Origin of the sequence: Segatella buccae ATCC 33574, assembly GCF_000184945.1 — a bacterium.
Classification (GTDB): Bacteria; Bacteroidota; Bacteroidia; order Bacteroidales; family Bacteroidaceae; genus Prevotella; species Prevotella buccae.
This window is the reverse complement of the sequence record NZ_GL586311.1, coordinates 2,465,584-2,483,068: the sequence shown is the minus strand read 5'-3', so window position 1 is coordinate 2,483,068 and position 17,485 is coordinate 2,465,584. Positions and strand designations below refer to the sequence as shown.

Sequence of the window (17,485 nt, the reverse complement as noted above, 5' to 3'; positions counted from 1 at the left end):
TAAAAGTAAAAATAGTAAAAAGCAGCGTATGATCTCATTGCTTACTTGTTTTTTATTCTGTTTTCAAATGCAAAAGTATGATTTTTATTTCATTCTCGCAAATAAAATGACAGAAAAATTGCCCGAAAACTATCGATTAGGGGAGTTTTCCTGTATTCAGGTGGCTATTTTTCCAGTCCGCCTATGCCGTAAGGGTCGATGGAACGGTAGGCTTTCTCCACTTGTTGCTGTATGCCTTTCCCCTCTTCCGGCGCATGTTGGCCGGCTGTATTCCCGTCTGTTTCCGACGAAAGCTCAAGCACCTGCTTTCTGTCGGCCTCGGCCAGTTCCTTGTCTCCCTTGGCCAGATAGATGTCTCCTCGCTCTTGGAAGGCTGCCACACAAAAGGGGTTGGCTTCTATCACCTTATTATAATAGGCAATGGCACTGTCGCTTGCTCCTTTCCCGGCCTCCACACGTGCCTTGAGCAGCAGTGCGTCTTCATTGCCTTCGGTGTGGTTGACAGCCCATTCGGCATCCTCGTCGGCCCCGTCGCAATCGCCTGTTTTCAAGAGCGTTTCGCCTCTTAGCAGGCGTGAACTGAAAGCAGTGGCCAAAGCTTCTCGCCTGGTGTTCTCGTCTTCTCCATCCATCCGATGCTCACAGGTGATGATGGCTTTGGTGAGCATGGCAATGGCATTCACCGTGTCGCCCAGTCCGATGCTTGCGCGGGCATAGAAATTGAGCACCTGTGGGTCGTTGCGGTCGATGAGCATGGCCTTTTCGCAGGCATCGGCCATCGCCCGATAGTCTTCCATCATGTAGGCCACATCGGCCATGCGCACGAATATCTGTTTGTTGTCGGGCTCGGCCTCGGCCAGTTTCTGCAACTGCTCGTAGGCCGGCAGCAGTTCGCCGGTGCGTATGAGCGTCTGCGAGAGATAGTCACGCACCTCCAAGTCTTCGCGCATCTCCAAAGCCCGGTTGAAGCATTTCACAGCATAGTCCGTCTCGCCCATGTGCATGGCTTTCACGCCATCGTATTTCAGCATGTCGAAGTTGCGCGTCTCCTGCTCCTTTCGGTCGTCCTCGGGCGAGTCCACGCGGCCGCCAAACAGTTTCTTGAAAAATCCCATTGTCGTATGTGTTTCTATGGGGTGGTTGTAGATAGTCAGATGTCCCCTTACCTTATTTTAGTCCTTGATTTTGTCGTAAATCTCGGGTGTGAGGATGTCCACCCGGGTCATTCCCGGCCACTTGCCCTCCACATGTTCGTAGGCTTCGCCCACGCGCTTGTAGCGTTGGAAGGTAAATTCGGCATTGATATATCCGTCGTTGCCGTCTTTGGCCAGCACATAGCAATACATCGATTGCAGATAGCCCACAATGCTGCCATGTTCCTTCACCGGTTCGCTCTTCCACGTGTCCTGCGGAATGACCGATGTCTGGATGTAGCTGCTGGGATATTTCTGGTAGAATATCTCCCGGCAGGCCTGAATCAGTTGGTTGGCATCGCCTCCTTTATAGAGGTTGTCGGTGTAGATGGGCATGTATTTTCGGCGCAATGCATCGTGGTCGGTGTTGTCTATGCCCAGTTCGTCTTTGATTTGCTCGGTGGTAGACTGCACCGATTTCTTGGCATTGTCCCAAAACTTGCGGGCCTTTCCTGCCACGGTGGTCTTGGCTTTTTGGGTTCGGTTTTGGGCCAAAACGGGTGTTGCAAACATTCCGAAAGCCATCAGCGAAAAAATCAAAATCTTCTTCATAAACTTCGAATCTTTTTGTTTAAATCACGGCAAAAGTAATATAAAAAGGTTAAGATGCCAAAGAAATTCAGTTTTTTTAATTCCGATGTTCTTGGCTTTCACATCAATTTGTTTAAATTTGCACACATGAAGAAGTTTTCATGCATATTGATGACGGCTGTCTTGTGCCTGCCTTTGCAGGCGCAGCGTGTGGGCCGTGGCCCGCTCCACAGTCCCGACGACCCGCGTGAGGAGTGGATTCTGCCGGGCGACACCCTCTTTGTGAATGGCGACCCCACCGTGTATGGCGGCAAACCGGTGAAGATGGATGGGCGGGTCTCCGCTCCGCTGTCGGCAGTAGCACAGGTTGGGGAGCGGTCGTCGGCCCTGGAAACGGTGCATCCGGGCTCTTCTGCTGCCACAATTCCGGTGCTGGAATCCATCCAAACCTACGGATGGGGACTGCATCGGGGGCTCAATGTCTCGGTAGGCCTCTCGGCCTTTGCCACTTTCGGCAAGTATGCACCCCATCGGGGAGGCTTCGCCCAGACCATCAGCGCCGCCTATCTCTCGCCCCTCACCAAAGACGGCAAGTTGTGGCTGGCCGGCGGTGGTTATTTCAACAACACCTTCTGGGGCAGCGATTCCTATCGCGATGTCGGTCTGTACGCCATGCTTGGCTATCGGTTCAACGACCATTGGGAGGCCTACGCCTACGGACAGCTCTCACTGGCAGACAATTACGGGCACTATTATTACGACCGTCCCGGCTGTTATGGTTATGACCGCTACGGCTATGGCTGCTCTCCCGTGGCCGCCTATTGGCTCGGCGGCATGGGCCTTATGGGCATTGGCGGCATGGGGGTGCCCGGTGCCAATGTCGTGGGAGCGGGCGTTATATATCATGTGAATAAGTCATTCTCCCTTGGGCTCAACGTAGAAGGCGTGTGGTATAACGACAACCACACGCCCCGGTACTTTGGCCAATACGACTATCCCGTGCCCCAACCTTAGTGCGTCAGCCTGAGCCTGAGCGAGTTGAGCACCACCGACACGCTCGAGAAGGCCATTAGGGCCGAGGCCCACATCGGTGTAATCTGGAAGTCGATGCCGAAGAGGCGGAGGATTCCGGCTGCCAAGGGGATGCAGACAATATTGTAGACGAAAGCCCAGAAGAGGTTTTCCCATATCATTCGCACTGTTTTTCTGCTCAGCGTCACAGCTTCGGGTATGCTCCGCAGGTCGTCGCCCATGAGTGTCACCTGTGCCACGTCCATGGCCACATCGGTGCCGCGCCCTATGGCCATGCCCACGTCGGCCAGTGCCAACGCCTGTGTGTCGTTGATGCCGTCGCCCACCATTGCCACCGTCTTGCCTTCGGCCTGAAGGCGTTTCACCATATTCTCTTTGTCCTGCGGCAGCACTTGGCTTCTATAGTGCCTGATGCCGGCTTTGTCGGCCCAGTAGCGGGCGGCCTCTTCCTTGTCGCCACTCATCATGTATATCTCTATTCCCTTTTTCTGCAACTCCTCCATCGCCTCCCGGGCGTATGGTTTGAGCGTTTCGCGCTGTTCCGGCGGTAGGTCGTCCGACTTGGTGAAGTCGACACTCCGGTTGGGCAGCGTGAGCGTGCCCGTCTTGTCAATCACCACGGCATCTACCTTGCGCAGCCGCTCCAGAGCCGAAGCGTCTTTGATGAGCACCTGCCGTTCAGCCGCTTTGCCTATGCCCACCATGAGTGCCGTGGGCGTGGCCAGTCCCATGGCGCAGGGGCAGGCTATCACCAGCACGGCCACTGCACTCATGACGGCCTGTGGCAGATAGGCATTGCCACCCGCGAGCCACCATGCGAGAAACGTGATGAGGGCGATGCTGCCCACCACGGGCACGAACACCAGTGCTGCTTTGTCCACCAACCGCTGCACAGGAGCTTTCGAACTTTGTGCCTCCTGCACCATGCGGATGATGTGCGCCAAAGCCGTCTCTTCACCTATCTGCAAAGCTCTCATGCGGAATTTGCCCTGACTGGGGATGGTCCCGGCCAGCACCTTGCTGCCTTGACGCTTCTCGGCCGGTGTGGGTTCGCCGGTAATCATGCTTTCATCCACGTAGGCTGCGTCGGGAGTCATGAAGCTTTCGGCCCATGTCACCTCCCCGTCGACCGGCACTTTCTCGCCCGCCCTCACTTCGAGCATGTCGCCTTTCTCTATCGTCGACAGGGGCACTTCCTCCACGCTGTCTCCATCCACGATGTGGGCCGTCTTGGGAGCCATGCCCATGAGTTGGCGTATGCTTGAAGCCGTGCCGTCTTTGGCTTTTTCTTCGAGCAGGCGGCCCGTGAGCACGAAGGTGATGATCATCACCGAAGCGTCAAAATAGGTGTGCCATTCGATGCTCCGGACTCCCCACACTGCATCGCCCCAAAATGTGTTGAAGGCACTGAAAAGGAAGGCTATCAGGGTCGAGAGGGCCACGAGTGTGTCCATGTTGGCGGTGAGGTGGGTGAGTTGTTTCCATGCCGAGACATAGAATTGCCTACCGCAATAGAGCATGTTGCACAAAGCAAGGATGAGCGACAGTTGGTTGGCCACGTGGCGGTCGGTGATGCCCGCCCAACCCATCGACACACTCATCACCAGCAGGGCAAACACCCATGAGAGCAACGTCTTGCGCCGCAGGAGGATGTACTCCCGCTTTTCTATTTCTTCCACCGAGCGGTCGGCTTCTATCACAAGGTCGTAGCCTATGTCGCTGATTTCCTTTTTCATCTGTTCAAGACTGATTTGGGTCGGGTCGAAGTCGACGAGTGCCGACCGTCCTGCCAGATTCACCGAAGCAGAACTGATGCCTTCAAGCGAATTGAGCTTGCGCTCCACATTGGCTGAGCAGGCCGAACAGGCCATGCCCACCACCGGTATTGTCTTTTTCATTGATCCTTTGATTTTATATTGTTTCTTTGTCTTGGCTGTTGGGGAAGAGAAAGAGCGTCGCCCATTCGGCTCCCATCTACCATGCGTTGGCAAAGTTACGCATAAAATCCTAATCGGCAGTTATGTTATATGGATTAAAGTTATAAGTTTTAGCTCTCCACCCACCTAAGGGAGGTTTATCTTCCTGCAAACAGAGGAATGGAAAATCCCCCCTTTAGGGGTTGGAGGCTATTGTGTGTTATAGTTTTTTGACCTATAGCGTAAAACTTACTGAGATTGAGAAAAAGCCTTACATGGATTTTCTCAACGCCCGTTTTTCAAGCCAACTCCATCTGTCCCATTAGCCCTATTCGCTCCATCAATTTTCTCACTAAGCCCAAACGACTTTGCAAAACGCCCACACTTGGAAGCTCGTTTGGGCCGAATGAGAAAGCAAAAGAGCCCCTTTTAGAAACCCATTCGGGCCGACTTGCTACTTACAGCCGGATGGAAAAGCCCCCTTTAGGGGGTTGGGGGGCTCTTGGGAATAAAAAAAGGGAGCGCCTACGCGCTCCCCTTGCTACTGCAAAGATACTAAAAAAGTGGCCTGTTTGCAAATGTAGGGTGAAAAAGGCGGACAAAAATAGTTCTGCTGTCACCCGCTTTTCCTGAACTATGCAAACAGGTCGTTGAGGCCTTCAGCCATTGTGGGGTGGGTGAAAATCATGTCACGCACGTATGATGCCTTGATGTGGTGGTCGATAATGGGCTTGAAAAGGTTGATGATTTCGTGCGACTCGGCACAGAAGAGCGTCACCCCCAACACCTCGTCGGTGTCGGCATCGACGACTGCCTTGAGCAGTCCGTCGGTCTGTCCCAGCACCTTAGCCTTGGGGATGGCCATAGCCGGCATTTTCTTCGCTACGATGTTGAGTCCCTTCTCCCGTGCCTGCGTCTCGGTGAGTCCGATGTGGGAGAGGGGAGGGGTGGTGAACACGGCTGTGGCCACGGCCCCCCGGTTGTCGCGGGTTCGGCTGCCATTGCCGAAGAGCTGGCTGCTCACGATGCGGTAGTCGTCGAGCGAGATGTAGGTAAACTGCGGACTCCCTGCCACGTCGCCCATGGCCCAGATGTGGGGTGCGGCGTGTAGCCGGTTGTCGGTGACGATAAATCCGCGTGCATCCACTTCCACGCCGGCCCGCTCAAGATGCAGCCGAGACGTGTTGGGTTGCCGGCCGATGCCCACAAGCACGGCATCGGCCTCGAAAGTTCCGACCGTAGTCACCACTGCGGTGTGCTCCGGGCTGTCCACAAAGCGCTCAGTGCGTGCTCCGAGGCGCACATCGATGCCTTTCCCGGTCAGCACGCGCAGCATTTCTTCGGCCACATCGCGGTCTTCGCGGGCCAGAAAAGTGTCGCTTGTTTCGAGAATGGTCACGTGGCTGCCAAATGCCTGATACATGCAGGCAAACTCGAGCGAGATGTAGCCTCCACCCACAATCATGAGCCGTGTGGGCCGTTGGGGCAGTGAGAGCATGGCTGTGCTGTCGTAGATGCGGTTGCCGTCGGCCCCCTCAATGTTGAGGCGGCGGGGCGACGCACCGGTGTTGATGAAGATGCGGTCGGCCTCGACGAGTTTTTCACCGTCGGCTTCCGTGAGCTTCACCGTGTGGGCATCCACAAATTCGGCAGTCGCATTGATGACATCCACATCCGTAAGGTCGGCCACTTTATGGTAGTTGGCTTCGCGCAGTTTGGTCGTGAGAGTCTCCTTGGCCTGCATGGCTTGCGAGAACACAGCCTCCTTGTCGGCTGTTCGGCTGCCCTGTTGCCCCTCGACGATGAGTTTCTTCGAGGGGATGCAGCCGATGTTGATACATGTCCCGCCATACATGCGGGCGCTTTCTTCTGCCAGCACCACGCGTTCGCCGTGGCGGGCCAAGTCGGCAGCCAGTGTCTTGCCGGCTTTACCAAAACCGATAATCAGATTTGGGGTCTTTATTGTCTCCATGTGTTTGTTGATTGATGAATGATAATCTCTTTTGTCTTCCGATCCACAGTCCCTTACCCCCTAAGGGGGGCTTACCTTCCCGCGAACAGGTGGATGGGAAAGTTCCTTTTAGGGGGTGTAGGTCTATTTGATAGGGATTCTCCCACTTATTATAGGCTTTTTCCTTTCCGTCTTTAGCATATTATGCGTACATTTGCATCGTGATTGGTTCTCGGCAACTGCCACGGCAGGCCGGTGACTTTATTTAATGGATATTCAACTTTTAAAAACCGACATATTATGAAATCTTCCAACAGACATCCGTTTTTTCTCTCCATTGTGGTGGCTTTGCTGTTGTTCACGGCACATACAGCCGCTGCGCAGCCGTCTTCCTCTGACTCCTATTCTGTGGTGAGGGGCAAGGCCTACTACCGGCAGACTCCGGTCGCCATGGTCGACATTCCTTCGTTTCGCATCCTCGGCCACGGTTATGCCGTCGACCGCTATCATGTGTATCTCAATGGTGAGGTGCTTGAGTTTGTGGATCCGTCTACTTTCCGGCTGACCGATGGCCCGTCGGCCCGCCGCCCCGGTGACTATCCGCGGTGGATGGACGACGAGTGTGAAGACTATGAGAGTCTTGACGGGCGGTTTGTTCGTCACAATCGTTATTTCAAGTCGTCCCACGATGTGTTCTATGGCGACCGTGTGGTGAGCGGAGCTTCCGCCTCATCGTTTGAAGACCTTGGCTGCGGTTATGCCAAGGATGCCTTCAATGTCTACTATCGCGGTCGTCGTGTGGATGGTGCTTCGGCCAATTCTTTCAAGGTGTTGGGCCGCGGCTATGGCGAAGACGCTTTCGACACCTATTATCAAGGCAAGCGCGTGGGGCGGTAGCACAGGGTTACATGCTGCCGTTCCGGCGGTTGAGCCATAAGGCGAAAAACTTGTCGTAGACCTCGTAGGCCCCTTCTTCCAGAGTGACGAAATCCTTTTCGAGCAGACCTTTCAAGGCCGACTGCACCGAACTTGTGGAGGAAAGGCGGTATTTTCGGATAAAGGCCGACGAGAGCACTGATTGTGCCTTGCCGGCCTTGCTGATGGCTATGAGCAGGCTTTTCTGTTTGGCAGGCAGTTGGTAAAGCAGTGACTGGTAGGCAAAACCGCTCTCGTCGAGGATGGCACGCAAGGCATCGGCCGTGCGCGAGGAAGTGACGGTTTCACCCTCGGCGGTCAGGGCGTAGAGTTTGTTCATCATGCGTTGCACATACCATGTGATGCCGTCGAAGCGTTCGTACACCTCCTGCACCACTTCCGAGGGCAGTTGCCGACGACCGAAGAGGCGGCAAGCAAACGCAGCGTATTTCTCCAATGGTATGGGAGAAAGCGACTTGATGGACGTGCTCTGGTAGAAGGGACGAGAGTGGCTCAGAAACATTTCGCTCATCATGTTGCGTTTGGAGCCGGCAAAGATGAAGGCGGCATTGTGGCAGTGCTGTACGTGGGTGCGGAGCAGGGCCTCCACATTGCCTTCGGGATAGGTGGCCACGGTTTGGAATTCGTCGATGGCCACAATGCAAGGGCGGTCGGCCGAATTGAGATAGCGGAATATCTCGTCGAGAGTGACATCGGGAGTCTGTATGTCGCCAATCTCCACGCTCCAAGAGGGGGTGCCATTGCTGTCGAAACTGACCGATGAGCGCAGCGACCGCAGACAGTTGACAAATGCCTGTATCACCTTGGTGCCGTGAGGCTTGAGGGCATTGAGAATGCTCTTGCCCAGTTCCTGCACCATTTCTTCGATGTTCTTGGTGGCATAGAGGTCGATGAGGAAGGTGTAGTAACGGGCTTTCACCTCCGGGCGGTTGAAGGTGTGGAGTATGAGTCCCGTTTTGCCCACACGCCGTGGGGCGATGAGCGTCACGTTGTTGCCATTGCTCACTTCCCCGATAAGGTCGACCGTTTCCTGTTCACGGTCGCAGAAAAATTCGTCGGCCACGTAGCCGCGCAGTATAAATGGATTGTTTGTCATCTTTGTTTGCCGTCATTAAGTGGCATTGCAAAGATAATTATTATATCACAATAATGCAATCATAATAATTGCATTATAATAATCTTTAACCTTTTTATCATGAAGGGGCGGTCACGAAGCACTGCCTCCGCGCATTTTCCGTCTTGCCTTTTTACGCTGCTCCGTCTTATTTTTTATCTTTAAACGTTTTGTCGTGTCAAAATTTCGATTTTGACATATAGTTATTGATTATCAGGTGTTTAAGGTTTATGAAAAAAGAGAATCTTCCGTTTTTCTTTGACACATTTTCGTTGTCGAACTGTTTTTTTGACGTTATTTTTTGATACGAATAGCGTTTTCTCCTAATTTTGTAGCGTTGTCACTGTGATTACGGCACTTCTTGTTTTTATAGTTAGGCGGCAAAGGAATGACGATTCATAACGAAAATAGAGAAAAGCTGCAGTTAATTAACCAAATATTGAAAAATATGGAAAGAAAACTACTAAACGACCAACAGCCTATTTTACGTCTATCGACGGTGTGCTGTGCTATGCGCTCCTTGCGCGCAGTAGTCCTCCTGCTTGCTTTGCTGATGGTGTCTGCCACGGCGAGTGCTTACGTGGTGGGCGAGTATTTCATTAAGGATCACATCACTTATCGTGTGATTGATGCCAGCGCATCTAATCCTAAGTTAGCTGTTTACAATGTAAAGGGCATATCAGGGACCGTGACGATTCCCGCCAAGGTTTTTGATGGAAAGGATGTTTATTTTACGGTAACGCAGATAGGAGGAGCACTTGATTCAAATGATCCTATTAGGTGGGATGACACTGTTACCGGGGTAAACCTGCCCAATACCATTACAACGCTTGGAAATTATTGTTTTGCTTTTTCGGGTATCACTTCTTTGACACTTCCCGCCAGTGTAACGACTATTGATTCTTGGGCAAATGTCTTGATGAGTAGTTGTGACAAATTAAAGGAAATTCTTGTTGCTTCGGGTAACACTTCGTTCATTTCGGATGATGGTGTGCTTTATACTAAAGGGCATAAAGAATTGATATGTTTGCCTTCTGGAAAAGATTTTTCAGCAACAGGCAATAGTTATACGATTAACAGCAACACAGAGAAGGTTCATGTGCACGCAATAGGGCCAGCTTCGACATTACAAAAACTGGTTATTTCAGCATCTGTTAATGACATATATATGAATCAGTGGCCGACTTTTTCATACCATCCTCTGGAGCTGAAGGAAATTGAGGTGGATCCAAACAACGCCACCTATTGCAGTATAGACGGCGTGGTATATAATAAGGATAAAACGAAATTGATTTATTACCCATCCGGTAAAACGAATGCCACATTCAAAGTTCCTGATGGAGTCACATCCATTCCGTATGGATATGCCATTTATTGTAACAATTTTCTAAAATCAATAGACTTTAATCAGGTTGATTTTTTGAAAGATTTTTCTATTGTAGCCTGTTATAATTTGTCGGAAATCTATATTCCCAAGACACTTACTACAATTGGTGAAGGAACATTCAATTCTTTTCTTTCTCTTAAAAAGTATATTGTAGATCCTGCTAATCCTAATTATTCCACAGATGCGGATGGGGTATTGTTTGATAAAAATAAGACGACATTATTGGCTTATCCTCCGGCTCGCGAAGGAGTATACACTATTCCGAATACTGTGACCAAAATAGGGAAGCAGGCTTTCATGCGTGCAAAGCTTACTACGTTGACGATACCGACAAGTGTTTCTGAAATAGGGGCTGACGCTTTGAGGGAAACCAAATTGAATAAGGTTACGTTTGAAGAGCCTTCGAAAGTTGTAGACATGCATGATAGGCAGTTCCTATGGTGTTATGAACTAAAAACGATAACGCTACCGAAGTCGCTGAAAATTTTAGGTAATACATTTAATGGATGCAAGAATTTGGAAATTGTGAATGCCCCTGACGGCTCACAACTTGAACAAATATATAGCAACGCCTTTGTCGGATGCGACAACTTGACGAACTTTAATTTTCTGGGCAGCAGTAAGTTGAAGACCATTGGAGGCGATGCTTTTGCCAATTTGCCCAAGCTGAAAGAATTCAACTTCCCGGCTACTGTAACCAATATCGGTGCCAATGCCTTTGGCAACACTCCTTCTATGGAGAAAGTGACTTTCGACGATAACAGCACGGTGATCTCTTTCGGTGAGGGAGCATTCTCGAACAGCGGAATCAAGAGCGTCAAGATACCGGCGAGTGTGAAATCCATCAATAAAGACGCTTTCAAGAACTGCAACGTGTTGGAGCGTGTGGATGTTCCTGCAGGCTGCACGAGCATTCATCCCGAAGCCTTCAAGTTTGACACGAAGTTGGCAAATATCAATGTAGATGCTGCCAACCCGAAATATTCCAGTGTGCAGGGCATCCTGCTGAACAAGAGCAAGAATGAGTTGCTCATCTTCCCTCCGGGCAAGGCTCGCACCGACTTCACGCTGCTGCCGCCATCCATCACCAAGATAGGCGACTACGCTTTCTATGAGGGCAGTGCGAACTTCACCAACATTGTCATTCCGGCCAAGGTGAACACTATTGGCATACGTGCCTTCGGACTGAATCCGGCCTTGAAGACAGTGACGCTGCTCTGCGACAAGATGATACCGTCAAGCAAGATAAACCAAGGCACCAACACGATGTCGTTTGATGACGGCACTGTGGCTTCCGACAAGGCTTCACAGCATATCACCGTCTATGTGCGCAAGAGCCTGTTGGCACAGTATCAGGCAGACCCGTTCTGGAAGAAGTTCACCCTGAAACCCTCGTTCACCGTCAATGCCGAGGGCACAACAAGCTCTACTGACGAATACATTCCCACTTCTGGCAATACGGTAGACTTCCTCTCTACTACAGCAGACGTTCAGACTTTTGTCTTGCCCAAGGAAGTGGTCTATAACAACCAGACTTATAAGGTGGGACTCATCGGTGACTATGCTTTTGAGAATGCCAACCCGAACATGAAGGAAGTGGTCGTGAAAGCTGATGTGGACTATATCGGTGCAATGGCTTTTGTGACGAAGACGAAGCGCGTGGCTGCCACCAATACCATCAGTCCCGAGAGCACATCCATCAAGCAAGTGGTCTTCACCGGAAACACTCCCGCCACAGAGCTTTCCAAGACTTACTTCTCACTCGATGCTCCGTTCAGCGAATTCTTCCGCGGTGCAACCGGTGTGGGCGCGTGCGAGCAGAATATCTACGTGAAGAAGTCAAAGCTCGATACCTATAAGGGTGTATGGACTGACTATGCCTCAGCCTTGGACTATAAGATTGCCGGCGACGGTGCGAAAGATTTCAAGGTGGCCACGAAATATGGCACGTTTGCCCGTGAGTTTGATGTAGACTTCTCCGACTATCAAGCCACCAAGATAGCTGCTTTTGTGGCAGGGACGGCCATTCTCAAGGGCGGCGGCGACTACGGCACAAGCACCTATCATGTACACATGACGAGTATCGACGAGAATGGCGGTGTGAACGGCAACTATGGCTATGTACCGGCCGGCACGGGTGTGCTGCTGAAGGTGCTCGGTCAAGAGGCCGCTACGCCTTCCGACTTCTACTATACCATCGGTGAACAGGATGACCGGACTTTCAGCATCGCCGACAACAAGATGGCCGGTGTAACTATCAACAGCCGGTCTGTTGCCGCATCGCCCACCTCGCCCGTCTATGTGATGCAGGGAGGGGTGTTCCTGCCGGCAAAAACGACCATTGCGAATTTCCCCGTCCACAAGGCGTATGCCAATTTGGGCACATTGCCTGCCGGTGCAAAGGTGATGTTTACCTTTGACGATGGCACGATCACGGCTATTGACGGTGTTGCCGCCGATGAGGCTGTAGATCGCGATGCCTACTACAATCTCCAGGGCCAGCGCGTGGAAAGACCGCAGAAGGGCGTGTACATCCACGGAGGAAAGAAAGTAATCATCAAATAATGTGGAAACCATGGAAAAGAAACTATATATTCAGCCGGTTACCGAAGTGGTGACGGCGAAAAGTGAAAACCTGATGATTAGTGCCAGTCCGGGTGTTGGTGACAAGGACTACGACACCAATCGTCCGATAGATAGCAAGGCGGGCGACTTCTTCGACAGTGAAGGCTCAGACGAATTGCCACATTATAATCTGTGGGATGAGTAAAGTCGCTACGCCTGATAGGTAGAAAGCAGAAAGGGGGCTCTGCTGAAGCCCCCGATCTGTAGGGGTAGACATCTTTTGTGCCATGCCCCGGAAAAGTGAAATAGTATGATGTTTTCTGCCCTCCTCCTTTTGGAGAGGAGTTGGCTGCAAAGAAATACCAAAGTGTTACGAGAGACAATGCTGCACGCGATGTGTCGTGTGTCTTTGCTTTGAGTATATTTTAACACTCTCTTCCCGTCCTTGCCGGAAAGCGTTCTGGCCGGGACGGGTCTTTTTTATTTGTCTGCATCATTTTCATGATCTGCAAGATAATTTTTTGGATTATTTCTTTTGATTATTCTTCTTTCTTATTATTTTTGCAGAAAACTTTGTTTATACGTGATGAGTTTCTTTAAAAACTATCTGTCTCTTGTGCCGGGCATCCTGATAATGTTCAGTCTGACTGCTTGTAACCGTCACAATAAAACCTTGCAGCGTATTGATGAATACTCGTTTAACCCGAAACAGGCAGAGGTGGTGAACCGCATGGTGGACAGTGTTTTTGCCCACGGTAGTCCGTCGGAAGAAGAGGCAGGACAGCTCTTACTCTCTAAAACTAAAGCACAGTTCTTTATGGCTTATTCCAATGCGAATTTCCCGAAAGGACTTGATTCGACCATCACCACAGCCGTGAATTTGTTGGAAAAACACGACAGCAAGAAACTTGTTGATGCCTACTATTGGCAGGGGATGGTGTTCAACCTCGGTTATGGGAAACCGGTGGAGGCTATGGTGGCACTGGAGAAGGCTCGGCTGATATTGCCCGATGACGATTCTGAATTTGAAGCAAGGCTTTATCAGCAGTTGGGGTCGGTTTATGAATTGTTGGGCAACCTTGACATGGCCATCAACTATATGCACCGTGTCGTCGCTCTTATGAACCAACGAAAAGATGATGTGGGATGTATTGTTTCCAATTACAATATTTACACGCTTTACCGGCAAGATGGTCAGAATGATAGTGCCGACTACTATATGCAAAAGGTCATACGCGACCGTGTAAAGTTCAAAGACAATCGGTTTGATCTCTTCAATGAGGGTGTTGGGAAATACTATTTTGAACATCACGATCTGAAGCGAGCCAAATACTATTTTGAGAATACGCCTTTGGCAGACGGACGATTGCCGGAAGCTCTGCTCGGACTTGCCCGTGTCGCACGGATGGAATCTCGGGGGCAGGACGCGCTGCGGTATCTCCAGCGGTCGAAGGTGTTGGCTGATTCTTTGTTTCTGGATGGGAAAAGCTATCGTGCCATCATGCCCCAATATCTTAATAGCCTCGCACGCTATTATAGCGATTCCGGCGATGGGGAAAAAGAACTCGCCACCCGGCGCAGGGCTGATTCGCTGGAAGTGGTCGTGAGACGGCAAAATACACAGCAACTCAACAGAGCAGTCGTCATGGAGCGCGAATACCTTGCCCAACAGCTCGAATTGCAGCACCGCAAGCAGTCGCGTACTACTTTGGCACTTATTGCCGTAGTCGTTTTGGCAACGGCGACTTTCGTGTTTTCTATGGCCAGAAAATATATCCGTGCATCGCGCCAGCGGTTGGGGCGGATGCAGCAGAAGACCTATCGGCAGGCACACGAGATAGGCAAGCTCAAAGGACAGGTGAAGGAGATTTCCCAAAATCAGATAGATAAGGTTGTTGAAGGGAAGTCTGCTTTTGAAGTCATTGCAGCCGGTAGCACCACGATGAAGGGATGGAGCAAGGCCGAACTCGATAAGTATATCGCCTACGCTCGTTTTGTAGATTCCGATTACTTTGCAGAGCTTGATGAGAGACTTGCTGCCAAGCCCACTATTTTCTTCTACCTTAACAAGAAAGGGTATTCTGATAGTGAGATAGCACACATTATGGGCGTCTCCAATGGTAGCATCCGTACGATGCGCTACAATATCCGAAAGCAGGTGAAAGATTCAGGTGTGAACTAAATGTCTGTCTTGGCAAACAGCGCACATTTCTAAATGAGCGCATTGAGGGAAGTCAAACGGCATTCCATTTTCTACAGAAGAAAACAGCAAAGTCTGTATTTTTCCACCGGCAAACAGAGTGGGGGGATGGAACTTGTAGGGTAGGTGTTATATGTTCAACTTCCGCTGAATCACCTTGCTCAAGGCTTCCACTTTGCGGCTTTGCCGATGCAGGTCATCTCTCACAGCATTGATGTCATTGAAGAAACTGGCGAAAGCTGTCTGGATGGCGTTGGGCCGTCTCATGCTCTTGTCGGCAAAGGGGTTTACGACGATGCGGATACCTTTCTCCTCAAGATGGACATTGATGTCTTCACCCGTCATCACAGGGTCGCCGTCGTAGTGTATTACGCCCGGTTTGCTGCGGTGTATGTGCAGTTCTTTGCACTTGAAGGTCTTGATTTTGGAGTTCTTGTCAAGTGTCTTGTTGAACATGTCAAAACTCACCTGCGGTGCCTCTATCACGTCAAACGGTTCCATGATGATTACATCTATCAGTCCGTCGCTCATCGAGGCTTGTGGAGCGATATAGGCATTGTTACCATACTGCGAGGCGTTGGCACATGAAATGAGGAAAGCTTTGTATTGTCTGGATCCCGTTTCGTCCTCAATGGTGTAGGTTTCGGGCCGGTATTTGAGACCTTCGCGCAGGATGTTCTCGGCGTAGGAGATGGGGCCGCGCTTGCCGCTCTCGGCAAACTTCATGCTCACGAAAGCATCAAATCCCATGCCGCACGTGCAGAAGAAAGGGTAGCCGTTGATGACTCCATAGTCGAGGGCATGGATTTCGCAGGCATTAAGCACCTTGATGCACTTCTTGATGTTCATCGGCAGAATGAGATGGCGTGCCAATCCGTTGCCCGATCCGCATGGAATGATGCCCAAAGCCGTGCGTGAGTGTACGATGCCTCGTGCCACCTCGTTCACGGTTCCGTCACCGCCAATGGCCACCACAATGTCGGTGTTGTCGTTTTTGGCCCTTTCAGCTAGCTCGGTTGCATGTCCGGCCCTTTCGGTCATCACCAAATCGTAGTCGAAAAGACCGGTGTCGAGCGTGGAAGCTATCTGTTCCGGGATTCCCGCCTTGCTTGACGTTCCCGAAATAGGGTTCATGATGAAAAGCACTTTCTTCTTCATGGGAGGACTCAATGATTGTTTTGCAAATTTAATCATTTTCGTTTGGATAATGATTGTTATCGTATAAAAAAAGCAAGTGGAGGGAAGTTTCTGTGAAAAAAATATGTTTTATAACTTCTTTTTTGTATCTTTGCAGCCAAATTCAAGGTAAACAAATAAAAGTACACCTATTAATAATGGGACAGTTACAAGACAGATATAAGAATTACCGGGAGCCGCAGAAATTTATGGAAGCCGGTGTGTATCCCTATTTCCGTGCCATCACGAGCAAGCAGGGGACGGAAGTGGAAATGGAAGGACACAGGGTTCTCATGTTCGGCTCTAACGCCTATACCGGCCTGACCGGCGACGAAAGAGTGATTGCGGCCGCTCATAAAGCACTTGACAAATATGGTTCGGGGTGTGCTGGAAGCCGTTTCCTCAATGGCACGTTGGACATCCACGTGCAGCTGGAAAAGGAACTTGCCGAATTTGAGGGCAAGGATGAAGCGCTCTGCTTCTCAACGGGTTTCTCCGTCAACCAGGGAGTTTTGGCCATGGTGGTGGGGAAGGGTGACTATATCATCTGTGACGACCGCGACCATGCAAGTATCGTTGATGGCCGGCGACTCTCTTTTGCCCGCCAGTTGCACTATAAGCACAACGACATGGAAGACTTGGAGCGTGTGCTTGAAGGACTTCCCCGTGAGGCAGTGAAACTGATTGTCGTCGACGGCGTGTTCTCTATGGAGGGCGATCTGGCCAAACTGCCTGAAATTGTGGCCCTCAAACATAAGTATAACTGTTCGATCATGGTTGATGAAGCCCATGGTATCGGTGTGTTCGGCAGACAAGGGCGTGGCGTATGCGACCACTTCGGACTCACCGACGAGGTAGACCTCATTATGGGTACCTTCTCCAAGAGTCTTGCCTCTATCGGTGGTTTCATTGCCGGTGACAAGGATACAATCAATTATCTGCGCCACACTTGCCGTACTTACATCTTCAGTGCCAGTGACACACCGGCCGCTACGGCTGCCGCTATGGAGGCTTTGCATATCATACAGCAGGAACCTGAACGCCTTGAGCATCTGTGGGCTGTGACGCGCTATGCGCTGAAACGTTTCCGCGAAGAGGGTTTCGAGATTGGCGATACAGAGAGTCCGATTATCCCACTCTATGTGCATGATGTGGACAAGACATTTATGGTGACGAAGCTCGCTTTCGAAAACGGAGTGTTCATCAATCCTGTCATACCTCCGGCTTGTGCTCCTCAAGACACGCTCGTGCGTTTCGCCCTCATGGCCACGCATACAGAAGAGCAAGTGGAACATGGAGTGCAGGTGCTCAAGAAGATATTTGTAGATTTGGGTATCATCAAATAGTGGTGACCTGCTTCTGCTATGGCGTATGACATGCATGATGGCGTAACAGACAAAGTAGGGAAGATATTATTCCAACGATAAACAGCAACACCGCCAATCCGAGAGAAATTGGCGGTGTTGCTGTTTTATTTTGATGCA

The 17,485-nt window shown here is 50.8% G+C and carries 12 protein-coding genes; 6 read left to right on the top strand and 6 right to left on the bottom strand.

The window, feature by feature from the left end:
- Window positions 1–164: 164 nt before the first annotated feature.
- On the bottom strand, window positions 165–1,115 hold the full coding sequence (locus tag HMPREF6485_RS09775) for a tetratricopeptide repeat protein (RefSeq protein ID WP_004346251.1): 951 nt from the start codon (window positions 1,113–1,115) through the stop codon (window positions 165–167).
- 57 nt (window positions 1,116–1,172) lie between these two features.
- Window positions 1,173–1,745, bottom strand: coding sequence for a hypothetical protein (locus HMPREF6485_RS09770; RefSeq protein ID WP_004342296.1), 573 nt, complete (start codon window positions 1,743–1,745; stop codon window positions 1,173–1,175).
- Between the two features lie 54 nt (window positions 1,746–1,799).
- Between HMPREF6485_RS09770 and HMPREF6485_RS09765 the strand changes: the two genes are divergently transcribed.
- Window positions 1,800–2,738 carry a hypothetical protein gene (locus HMPREF6485_RS09765; protein ID WP_004346250.1) on the top strand — a complete coding sequence of 313 codons (939 nt, stop codon included), beginning with the start codon at window positions 1,800–1,802 and terminating at the stop codon, window positions 2,736–2,738.
- On the opposite strand, the gene HMPREF6485_RS09760 is transcribed toward HMPREF6485_RS09765, so the two are convergent.
- Complete coding sequence (locus tag HMPREF6485_RS09760; protein ID WP_004346249.1) at window positions 2,735–4,654, bottom strand: heavy metal translocating P-type ATPase; 1,920 nt, start codon at window positions 4,652–4,654, stop codon at window positions 2,735–2,737. The two genes, HMPREF6485_RS09765 and HMPREF6485_RS09760, sit on opposite strands and share 4 nt — an antisense overlap.
- 652 nt (window positions 4,655–5,306) lie before the next feature.
- Window positions 5,307–6,644 (bottom strand): FAD-dependent oxidoreductase, encoded by a 1,338-nt coding sequence (locus HMPREF6485_RS09755; RefSeq protein WP_004346247.1) that lies wholly within the window; start codon window positions 6,642–6,644, stop codon window positions 5,307–5,309.
- 279 nt (window positions 6,645–6,923) lie between these two features.
- Between HMPREF6485_RS09755 and HMPREF6485_RS09750 the strand changes: the two genes are divergently transcribed.
- Complete coding sequence (locus HMPREF6485_RS09750; protein ID WP_004346246.1) at window positions 6,924–7,520, top strand: DKNYY domain-containing protein; 597 nt, start codon at window positions 6,924–6,926, stop codon at window positions 7,518–7,520.
- 7 nt (window positions 7,521–7,527) lie between these two features.
- Here HMPREF6485_RS09750 and HMPREF6485_RS09745 read toward each other — a convergent pair whose 3' ends face one another.
- Window positions 7,528–8,655: an AAA family ATPase gene (locus HMPREF6485_RS09745; protein ID WP_004346245.1), complete on the bottom strand. Its 1,128-nt coding sequence runs from the start codon at window positions 8,653–8,655 to the stop codon at window positions 7,528–7,530.
- 406 nt (window positions 8,656–9,061) lie between these two features.
- Here HMPREF6485_RS09745 and HMPREF6485_RS09740 point away from each other — a divergent pair, with 406 nt between their 5' ends.
- The 3 genes from HMPREF6485_RS09740 (at window position 9,062) to HMPREF6485_RS09730 (ending at window position 14,807) form a co-directional block, all read left to right on the top strand.
- Entirely contained in the window at window positions 9,062–12,625 is a 3,564-nt protein-coding gene (locus HMPREF6485_RS09740) for a leucine-rich repeat domain-containing protein (protein WP_004346244.1), read from the top strand.
- 10 nt (window positions 12,626–12,635) lie between these two features.
- Window positions 12,636–12,830 (top strand): hypothetical protein, encoded by a 195-nt coding sequence (locus HMPREF6485_RS09735; protein ID WP_004346243.1) that lies wholly within the window; start codon window positions 12,636–12,638, stop codon window positions 12,828–12,830.
- A 381-nt stretch (window positions 12,831–13,211) separates the two neighbouring features.
- Window positions 13,212–14,807, top strand: coding sequence for a tetratricopeptide repeat protein (locus HMPREF6485_RS09730; RefSeq protein ID WP_004346242.1), 1,596 nt, complete (start codon window positions 13,212–13,214; stop codon window positions 14,805–14,807).
- Window positions 14,808–14,954: 147 nt separating this feature from the next.
- Here the strand turns inward: HMPREF6485_RS09730 and HMPREF6485_RS09725 are convergent, their stop codons facing one another.
- Window positions 14,955–16,019, bottom strand: coding sequence for a diacylglycerol/lipid kinase family protein (locus HMPREF6485_RS09725; RefSeq protein WP_004346241.1), 1,065 nt, complete (start codon window positions 16,017–16,019; stop codon window positions 14,955–14,957).
- Window positions 16,020–16,159: 140 nt separating this feature from the next.
- Here HMPREF6485_RS09725 and spt point away from each other — a divergent pair, with 140 nt between their 5' ends.
- Window positions 16,160–17,347 (top strand): serine palmitoyltransferase, encoded by a 1,188-nt coding sequence (spt, locus tag HMPREF6485_RS09720; RefSeq protein WP_004342286.1) that lies wholly within the window; start codon window positions 16,160–16,162, stop codon window positions 17,345–17,347.
- Window positions 17,348–17,485: the final 138 nt, after the last annotated feature.

Coding starts and splice junctions, on each gene's coding strand:
- HMPREF6485_RS09775 (WP_004346251.1), bottom strand. CDS start 1,115: ATGGGATTTTTCAAGAAACTGTTTGGCGGCCGCGTGGACTCGCCCGAG.
- HMPREF6485_RS09770 (WP_004342296.1), bottom strand. CDS start 1,745: ATGAAGAAGATTTTGATTTTTTCGCTGATGGCTTTCGGAATGTTTGCA.
- HMPREF6485_RS09765 (WP_004346250.1), top strand. CDS start 1,800: ATGCCAAAGAAATTCAGTTTTTTTAATTCCGATGTTCTTGGCTTTCAC.
- HMPREF6485_RS09760 (WP_004346249.1), bottom strand. CDS start 4,654: ATGAAAAAGACAATACCGGTGGTGGGCATGGCCTGTTCGGCCTGCTCA.
- HMPREF6485_RS09755 (WP_004346247.1), bottom strand. CDS start 6,644: ATGGAGACAATAAAGACCCCAAATCTGATTATCGGTTTTGGTAAAGCC.
- HMPREF6485_RS09750 (WP_004346246.1), top strand. CDS start 6,924: ATGAAATCTTCCAACAGACATCCGTTTTTTCTCTCCATTGTGGTGGCT.
- HMPREF6485_RS09745 (WP_004346245.1), bottom strand. CDS start 8,655: ATGACAAACAATCCATTTATACTGCGCGGCTACGTGGCCGACGAATTT.
- HMPREF6485_RS09740 (WP_004346244.1), top strand. CDS start 9,062: ATGACGATTCATAACGAAAATAGAGAAAAGCTGCAGTTAATTAACCAA.
- HMPREF6485_RS09735 (WP_004346243.1), top strand. CDS start 12,636: ATGGAAAAGAAACTATATATTCAGCCGGTTACCGAAGTGGTGACGGCG.
- HMPREF6485_RS09730 (WP_004346242.1), top strand. CDS start 13,212: ATGAGTTTCTTTAAAAACTATCTGTCTCTTGTGCCGGGCATCCTGATA.
- HMPREF6485_RS09725 (WP_004346241.1), bottom strand. CDS start 16,019: ATGATTAAATTTGCAAAACAATCATTGAGTCCTCCCATGAAGAAGAAA.
- spt (WP_004342286.1), top strand. CDS start 16,160: ATGGGACAGTTACAAGACAGATATAAGAATTACCGGGAGCCGCAGAAA.